This is a genomic window from Desulfovibrio sp. 1188_IL3213, from assembly GCF_036763145.1.
Lineage (GTDB): Bacteria > Desulfobacterota > Desulfovibrionia > Desulfovibrionales > Desulfovibrionaceae > Desulfovibrio.
Map to the genome: position 1 here is coordinate 1 of NZ_JBAIYR010000077.1, position 7,642 is coordinate 7,642.

8 protein-coding genes and 1 pseudogene are annotated in these 7,642 nt (G+C 59.5%); all 9 read left to right on the top strand.

The window, feature by feature from the left end:
- Positions 1–237: pseudogene (locus V6C16_RS05405) on the top strand (pesticin C-terminus-like muramidase); the annotation flags it as partial.
- A 1-nt stretch (position 238) separates the two neighbouring features.
- Positions 239–496 carry a hypothetical protein gene (locus V6C16_RS05410; RefSeq protein WP_333535275.1) on the top strand — a complete coding sequence of 86 codons (258 nt, stop codon included), beginning with the start codon at positions 239–241 and terminating at the stop codon, positions 494–496.
- A 14-nt stretch (positions 497–510) separates the two neighbouring features.
- Positions 511–762, top strand: a complete 252-nt coding sequence (locus V6C16_RS05415; RefSeq protein WP_072311427.1) for a hypothetical protein — start codon at positions 511–513, stop codon at positions 760–762.
- Positions 762–1,274 carry a DUF1804 family protein gene (locus V6C16_RS05420; RefSeq protein WP_333535274.1) on the top strand — a complete coding sequence of 171 codons (513 nt, stop codon included), beginning with the start codon at positions 762–764 and terminating at the stop codon, positions 1,272–1,274. The genes V6C16_RS05415 and V6C16_RS05420 overlap by 1 nt, the downstream gene beginning before the upstream one ends.
- A complete protein-coding gene (gene terL / locus V6C16_RS05425; RefSeq protein WP_296986080.1) occupies positions 1,267–2,967 on the top strand; it encodes a phage terminase large subunit in 1,701 nt (566 codons plus the stop codon). The genes V6C16_RS05420 and terL overlap by 8 nt, the downstream gene beginning before the upstream one ends.
- Positions 2,968–2,969: 2 nt before the next feature.
- Entirely contained in the window at positions 2,970–4,559 is a 1,590-nt protein-coding gene (locus V6C16_RS05430; protein WP_296986077.1) for a DUF935 domain-containing protein, read from the top strand.
- Positions 4,560–4,686: 127 nt separating this feature from the next.
- Positions 4,687–5,982 carry a phage minor head protein gene (locus V6C16_RS05435; RefSeq protein ID WP_072311431.1) on the top strand — a complete coding sequence of 432 codons (1,296 nt, stop codon included), beginning with the start codon at positions 4,687–4,689 and terminating at the stop codon, positions 5,980–5,982.
- 117 nt (positions 5,983–6,099) lie between these two features.
- Positions 6,100–6,645 (top strand): phage virion morphogenesis protein, encoded by a 546-nt coding sequence (locus V6C16_RS05440; RefSeq protein ID WP_333534473.1) that lies wholly within the window; start codon positions 6,100–6,102, stop codon positions 6,643–6,645.
- 111 nt (positions 6,646–6,756) lie between these two features.
- Positions 6,757–7,642, top strand: an 886-nt coding sequence (locus tag V6C16_RS05445) for a phage protease (RefSeq protein WP_333542859.1), incomplete at its 3' end; no start/stop codon positions are given.

Consider the following 7,642-nt stretch of genomic DNA (forward strand, 5'->3'; position numbering starts at 1 on the left):
CGCGATGCCGGAACCGGAATTTTCGCGCAGCTGCCGTGGCAAGCCCAGGCGGCTATTATGAGCATCATCTATCAGCGCGGGCCGGGCAGCATACCCAAGTTCAAAAACACCTGGGCGGCATTTGTGCGGCAGGATTGGGCGGACGCCGCCCGCCGTTTGTGTAATGGCGACTTGTGGGCGGGTTACCAGAGCCGCCGCGCTGCCGAAGGGCGGCTGCTGCGTACCATTGGAGGCTAGTATGGGAATCTTGGGAGCCGCGCTTGGCGGTATTGGCCGTATGTTTGTGCGCAAAGTCACCACGGTTGACACCGAGACGGGCGACGAAAGCACACGGCGACAGGTCACGCCCTTCGGCAAGGGCAGTATCATCGTGATTGGCGGTGCATTGCTATATCACTTTATCCTTTGGCCGGTCCTGAATTATCACTTCCCACATTATGGGTTTCCTCCCATTGATGCGGCACTGCTGACTGTGCTGACCGGTATGGGGATGTAAACACGATGCCGCCGATGGACACCAACACAGATCACGCGGTCCAGCTTGCCCGGCTTAATGCCAAGCTGGATTTATTGCTTGCTCAACTGGGTGACGCGACAGACCGGCTCCGCGAAGTTGAACTGGAGGTGCGTCAACTGCGTGAGGCTCGTGTACTCGAAGAGGGCAAAAAAGCTGGCAGCCGGGCTGTTATCGGCGTGCTGATCAGCCTGCTGTCATTTGTGTCGGGTGTCCTCGGCGCATACTTCAAAGGCGGTTTTAAATAATGGCCCACGACGCTAAAACTCGCAACGCTGCCCGTGCGGCCTATATATATGACATGCTGCCGCTGACGCAGGTATCCACAGCCCACGGCGTGCCACTGGCGACTCTCCGCAGCTGGAAGGCCCGCGCCCTCAAATCTGGAGACGATTGGGACAAGCTGCGCGGCGCGCAGGCGCTTGCAGGTGAGGGTGTGGAGGCCATAGCCCGGCAGATGGTGGGTGACTATGTTACCATGCACAAAACCCTGCTGGAAACAGTCATGACCTCCGCAGACATTCCTGCGGGCAAAAAAGTTGAAGCCCTTGCCAGCCTTGCAGACAGCTTCAATAAAATGCTTGCGGCCTCAAAGAGGGTGTTGCCAGAAACGGGCGAGCTTGCCGTGGCCCTGCGCGTGCTGCGCCTCCTGGGCGAGTATGTGCAGCGCGAATACCCGCAGCATGCCCATGCTCTGTTAGAGGTGCTGGAACCGTTTGCCGCAGGTTTGCCGCAGGCGCTTGGGGGCGCGCATGGCTAAGAAAGACCTCACGCAAAAGGAGTTTTTGCAGCAGCTTGGCGAGTATGCCGACACTCTGCGCCGCACTATTGAGGCCAACTGTGCGGCATTCCCGGTTGACGCCAAGGCATCCAAGGCCCGCCGTAAATGCGCGCAAACGAACTTCAAATTTTTCTGCGAAACATATTTTCCGCACTACACGCAGGTAGGCGGCAAGCCCACTGGCCCCAGCGCACTGCATGAGTGGATTGACGCCAACCTGCCCACCGTTGTTGACGCCTCCGAAGGCATCAAGCAGGCGCTTGCAGCGCCGCGCGGCGAAGCAAAGTCTACTCGCATCACATTGATGCTGGTGCTGTGGTGCGCGCTTACCGGGCGCAAGCGGTATATACCTATCATTGCTGACGCCTTTGAGCAGGCAGCCCCTTTCTTGGAGGGCATCAAGGTAGAACTTGAAAGTAACCCGCGCCTTATAACGGACTTCCCCGAACACACCGGGGCTGGCCGCATCTGGAATGTGGGCACTATCGTCACAACTGGCAATATCAAAATACAGGCGTTTGGCGCGCTCAAGCGTATACGCGGCTTGCGGCATGGCCCATTGCGCCCGGATTTGGTTATTCTCGACGACCTTGAAAACGACGAGAACGTCAAGAGTATTGAACAACGCGACAAACTGGAAAACTGGCTCATGTCTACGGTGCTGAACCTTGGCCCCGCTGACGACAGCATGGACATCATCTATGTGGGTACCATCCTGCATTATGATTCCGTGCTGGCGCGCACGCTCAAAAAGCCCGCGTGGCGTGGCAAACGCTTCCAGAGCATCATAAAATGGCCCGACCATATGGATCTGTGGGATACGTGGGAGGCCATCTACAACGACAGAAGCGAGGATGGCGGGCCAGACGCGGCCCTTGCGTATTACAGTGCCAACCGTGCCGCTATGGACGCGGGCGCGGTTGTGAGCTGGCCCAGCTACCGCCCCTTGTACAAGCTCATGTGCAAGCGGGCAGAAAACCATGACGCCTTTGACAGCGAACAGCAAAACGACCCGCTGTCCACGGGCAATGCCCCCTTTGCCCGTGTGATTGTGCTGTGGACGGAGCTGCCTTCCGGCTTGCTGCCTTTTGGCGCGTGTGACCCGTCGCTTGGTAAGTCAGGCAAGGGCCGCGACCCCTCGGCTTTGCTTGTCGGTGGCCTGCACCGTGATACCATGCGTCTGTTTACGCTTGAAGCGCTTATCCGCAAGCGCCACCCTGACCGCATCATACAAGACATGATTGCCCTGCAACGCTCGTATAACTGCCTGATGTGGGCCGTTGAAACTGTGCAGTTCCAGGCATTCTTTGCAGACGTTGCCATACAGCGGGCCATTGCCAGCGGCACACCGTTGCCTATCCAGCCTGTTGTAAACAGCACGGACAAAGATTTGCGTATTGAAACCCTGCATCCTTATATGGCGCAAGGCCGCATACTGCTGCACCACACCCAGCACACGCTTATAGACCAGTTGCGCCATTGGCCCAAGGCCGACCACGATGACGGACCGGACGCGCTTGAAATGCTCTGGCGCGTGGCAACCCGTGGCTTTGTGAGCTTGCAGGATGCCTTTATCCGCGTGCCGCGCGTGTCTCCATTTGGCGGCATGGTTGGCACTGATATTGACGACTTTGACGACTGCGCGGGCGGCTACAGCCCGCAAAGGTGGTAAGTATGCCTCTGTTTCGCCCCCGCCCGCGCCGTCGGGCAGCTTCTGTCAAACCCGCCCCCGGCGTATTGCACGGCGCGCGCCAGTCCGAAGAGGGCAGCCTTGCTACGTCCTTGCTCTGTCTGGAGCAATGGGGCGATCTCACACGCGGCCTCACGCCTGCGCGTCTGGTGCGCATCCTTGAAGCCGCAGACGCCGGGCAGATTATGGAACAGCATGCGCTGTTTGCAGATATGGAGGATCGCTGCGATCACCTCTCGGCCGAGATGGGCAAGCGCCGCCGGGCGCTGCTTACGCTGGACTGGAACATCATACCCGCCAGCGACGACGCCAAAGCCAAAGATGCCGCAGAAAAGGTGCGTGAATGGTTTGACATGCTGCCGGATTTTGAAGACGTGCTGCTTGATATGGCCGATGGCATCGGCCACGGCTTTTCCGCTCTTGAGCTTCAGTGGGAATTTTCCGAGGGCATTCATTTGCCATCCGAGCTGACATTCCGCCCGCAGTCGTGGTTTACCTGCCCGCAAAACGACCGTAACTGCCTTCATCTGCGCGACGGCACGCTGGAAGGTGCGCCTCTTTGGCCCCTGGGCTGGATTGTACACAAGCACCGCAGCAAAAGCGGCTGGTTGCCGCGTGCCGGACTGTTCCGTGTGCTGGCGTGGACGTACCTCATTCGCGCCTATGCCCTCAATAGTGAAATGGCCTTTACGCAGATTCATGGCCTGCCCATGCGCGTGGGCAAATATCCGCCCGGCAGCAGCAAGGATGATAAGCATGCCTTGCTCAACGCCCTGCGGACACTTGGGCAGGATGCGGCGGGCATCATACCGCAGGGTATGGACATCGTTTTTGAAACGGTCAACCCCGCCACGCAGGATATACCGGGGCTGTTGGTTGAACGCTGCGAACGCGGCATGAGCAAGGCCATATTGGGCGGCACGCTGACAAGTCAGGCGGATGGCAAAACCAGCACCAACGCCCTGGGCATGGTACATAACGAGATACGGCACGATCTGCTTGTGGCTGATGCAGCGCAGTTGGCATCAACGCTTACGGCCCAGCTTGTGGCCCCGCTGTGTGCGCTTAACCTTGGCATCACTGACCGCAAACTGCTGCCGTATTTTCGGTTTGACACGCAGCAGGCAGAAGACTTGGAGCTGTACGCCAATGCCATCCCGAGCCTTGCGCCGTACCTGCCCATCAGCAGCAGGGGCATAATGGAACGGCTCAAGCTGCCCGTTGCGGCTGACGACAACGACCGTATCCGGGCCACACATGTATCTACGCCGGAGGATCAAGGGCAGGAAGACGCCAGCACGCGCACGGCCCATGCCAAGGCCGGGCCTATGGCACGCCCCCCGCAGGATGCAGCGCAGGGCGCTCTGGATGGCATGCAGGCCAGCGCGGCTCTGGCGCTGGCAGGCGAGGCACTACTTGCCCCACTGATTGCGGAGCTTGATGCCGGGTTGTCGCCCGAAGACATGCAAGCCCGTCTGGGCGAGTTGTACCCGCAGATGGACGAAACCCAGCTGGCCGAAATCATGGCACGGGCGCTGTTTGTCAGCGAGGTGTGGGGGCGGGTGCAGGCGTGATTTTTGCGCACTGCGGCGTCAGGCGGCATGCCGTGCTTTGGTCATGTAGTTTTTTCTACACTCCCGCAGCCCGGCATTTGCCGTCCTTGCATTGCATCAAAACTTACGCCCGCACAAAGGTATTGTTATGAGCACCGATATTGATCTTTCCCACGCCTGCAATCTGCCCCCGCGTGAGGCCATCCGGTATTTTGAAAGTAAAGGGCATAAAATATCGTTCCGCTGGCAAGACACATGGCGCGAGGCCCACGCCCGCGCGTTTACGGTTGCTGGCGTGACCAAGGCTGATCTTTTGGCCGACATCAAGGCCGCCACGGCAAAAGCCCTTGCCGAAGGCCAGAGCAAGGCGCAGTTTCGGCACGGGCTGGAAGATACGCTCAAGCGCAAAGGCTGGTGGGGCAAGGGGGATATAGTCAATCCAGATACGGGCGAGGTGCGCAAGGGGGAGCGCGGCAGCGCCAGCCGCCTTAATCTCATCTACCGTCAAAACATGCAGTCAGCGTACAATGCCGGGCGCTACAAGCAGCAGGTGGAAAGTGCTGCCGTGGCCCCGTATTGGCGCTATATGGCCATCATGGATGCCAGGACGCGGCCTAGCCACGCGGCCATGAACGGGCTTGTGTACCGTTATGACGATCCCATCTGGCAGACCATGTACCCGCCCAACGGCTGGCACTGTCGCTGCCGGGTGGATACCTTATCAGAGCGTGGCTTTAAGCGTGGCGGATACGCGCTGCAAGACAGCGGCGGTGACGCCATTGAAAAAGAAGTCATCATTCGCAACCCTGATACCGGGCAGCCCGAGCCGCGCACGGTCACGGGCTACCGCATGCCCAACGGTTCTCACTTTTTCCCTGATGCGGGCTTTGACTACAACCCCGGCCAGACGTTTGTAGCCGATCTCAAGGCCAACATGCCGGAGCCGCTGCAACGTGCCGCCACGAGCTGGCGTAAAATGGGCCTGCCGTCCTTGCGTGACGTACCCGCCGCACAGCGCCAGCCCACGCCCCCCATGCTGCCAATGGCCCCCAGCCGCGCCGCAGCAGAGGCCCAGCTTGCCAAGGCGTTGGGCTTTGTGGGCAATGAGCGCCTGCGCACAATCACCACGCCAATGGGCCAGCGCACTATCTGGCGCGACAATCTGGCGCACCTTGTAGCCAAAAAGGCCGATGCGCGAGAACGCTATGCAAATTATATCTTGCCCACACTTGAGCAGCCGCATGAAATCTGGCTCAAAGAACATGCGGACGGCAAGCTGCGTGAGAATTATATTGGATTATTCAGTGAGGGGAAATACGCCCTGCTGGTTGTCGTGCGTATCAACCGCGATGGGTCGCTTTTGTGGAACATGATGCAGCGCACACCTAAAAATATGGACAGTCTGCGCGAGGGGTGGCTTGTACACGGCAAAACAAAAAGCTGATACGAGGTTCCGCCTTGGGAGTATAACGGTACTCCTCAAAGCCCCTAACGGCGGGTGTCGCTCCGTCAAGCACCCGCTTTCGCGCCCGTATCAGCTTTTGCTACAGGGATAATAACTATGCTCAAAATTGAAGTCAATCTGGATTCCGCCGAAGTCGACGTCGCCCTGACGCGGCTTGTCCACGCCATGCAGGATACTACGCCCTTGATGATGGAGCTTGCCCAGGTCATGGGCGAAGCGTCAGACCGCGCCTTTGAAACCGAGACTGACCCCATAACCGGGGCCAGGTGGCCCAGCCTCACCCCAGACTACAAGCGCCAGCGCATAGAGGACGGACACACCGGTCCCATGCTTCAGCGCGATGGGACACTGCGCACCAGCATGCATCAGGTTTACGGCCACCTCTATGCCCGCTATGGCACCAACCTTACGTATGCTGCTATCCAGTGCTTCGGCGGCATCACCCGCGCGCACTGGATACGCGCCCGCAAAGGCAAGGCCCTGGCATGGCGCAAGGGCGGCAAGTCCTATGTACGCCGGGCGGTCTTTCACCCCGGCAGCGAGATACCGCGCCGCCGCTTTCTTGGCGTTGGCCCGCACGACAAACAGGACATGAAAGAGATCATTGCCGACTATGCCCGCAAGGCCCTCCTCGGTAAATAGGCTGCCGCCCGATTTGCGCCCCTGTTTTGCCCCGTCATGGGCCGTTGCCTGTCTTTTGATGTTTGAGAAAATCTAACGCCCTTCTAACGCCCTTCTTTTGCGCGTTGCCACATGGTGGCCCCAGGCAATCCACAAACCGCTGACGCGCGCCAGTCTTTCTTCCGCCTCCGGCCCTGGTACACCAGGGCCATGAACACGCACACCACACAGCACGCACTCATAGTCGCCCTCACAGACGAGGCCACCATGTCCACGGGATATGGCGAAACCACAGGCCGCATACAGGTCTTCCCCGTGGGGTCTTTTGCCGCGCGCGATGGTCGCCCCGGCAATATCACGGGGGTCACGGTTACTGCATGGAGGCTGACGGCGGATGATGCGCAGGCCCTTGTCAATCGTTGGTTCCGGCGAAAGACGCGCACTGTTGTTGACTACGAGCACCAGACCCACTTGAGCGACAAAAACGGCCAACCAGCCCCGGCGGCTGGCTGGATTGAGGGGCTGGAGATAACCGCCGAGGGGCTGTTTGCGACGGTGGAGTGGACAGACCGCGCGCGGGCCGCCATCCGCGCCAAGGAATATCAGTACATCAGCCCCGTGTTTGCCTGGGACAAGACCACAGGCGCAGTGCTCGATCTTGTGAGTGTTGCGCTTACCAACCATCCGGCCCTGGACGGCATGCAGCCAGCCCAGGCCAAAACAATTGAGGAAGGAAATCCCCACATGGAAAAACTGCTCGCAATGCTGCGCAAGCTTCTTGGCTTGCCCGAAACTGCGGATGATGCCGCCTGCACTGCCGCGCTGGCGACACTGCCGCAGGAAAACCTGATTGCCTTGCTCAAAAGCAAGGATGATGCGCTTACCGCCGCGCAAAACGCGATTGCTACCGCCAAGGCCACGCCGCCCGATGCGTCGCAGTACGTCAGTATGGCGACATTCCAGAGCGTGCAGACCGAGGCCGCGCAATTGCGGGCCAAGGTGGCCGAGCTTGAGGGCG

What these genes read in the sequence shown, in the direction of transcription:
- V6C16_RS05410 (WP_333535275.1), top strand. Translation starts at nt 239, where the DNA reads ATGGGAATCTTGGGAGCCGCGCTTGGCGGTATTGGCCGTATGTTTGTG.
- V6C16_RS05440 (WP_333534473.1), top strand. Translation starts at nt 6,100, where the DNA reads ATGCTCAAAATTGAAGTCAATCTGGATTCCGCCGAAGTCGACGTCGCC.
- V6C16_RS05430 (WP_296986077.1), top strand. Translation starts at nt 2,970, where the DNA reads ATGCCTCTGTTTCGCCCCCGCCCGCGCCGTCGGGCAGCTTCTGTCAAA.
- V6C16_RS05420 (WP_333535274.1), top strand. Translation starts at nt 762, where the DNA reads ATGGCCCACGACGCTAAAACTCGCAACGCTGCCCGTGCGGCCTATATA.
- terL (WP_296986080.1), top strand. Translation starts at nt 1,267, where the DNA reads ATGGCTAAGAAAGACCTCACGCAAAAGGAGTTTTTGCAGCAGCTTGGC.
- V6C16_RS05435 (WP_072311431.1), top strand. Translation starts at nt 4,687, where the DNA reads ATGAGCACCGATATTGATCTTTCCCACGCCTGCAATCTGCCCCCGCGT.
- V6C16_RS05415 (WP_072311427.1), top strand. Translation starts at nt 511, where the DNA reads ATGGACACCAACACAGATCACGCGGTCCAGCTTGCCCGGCTTAATGCC.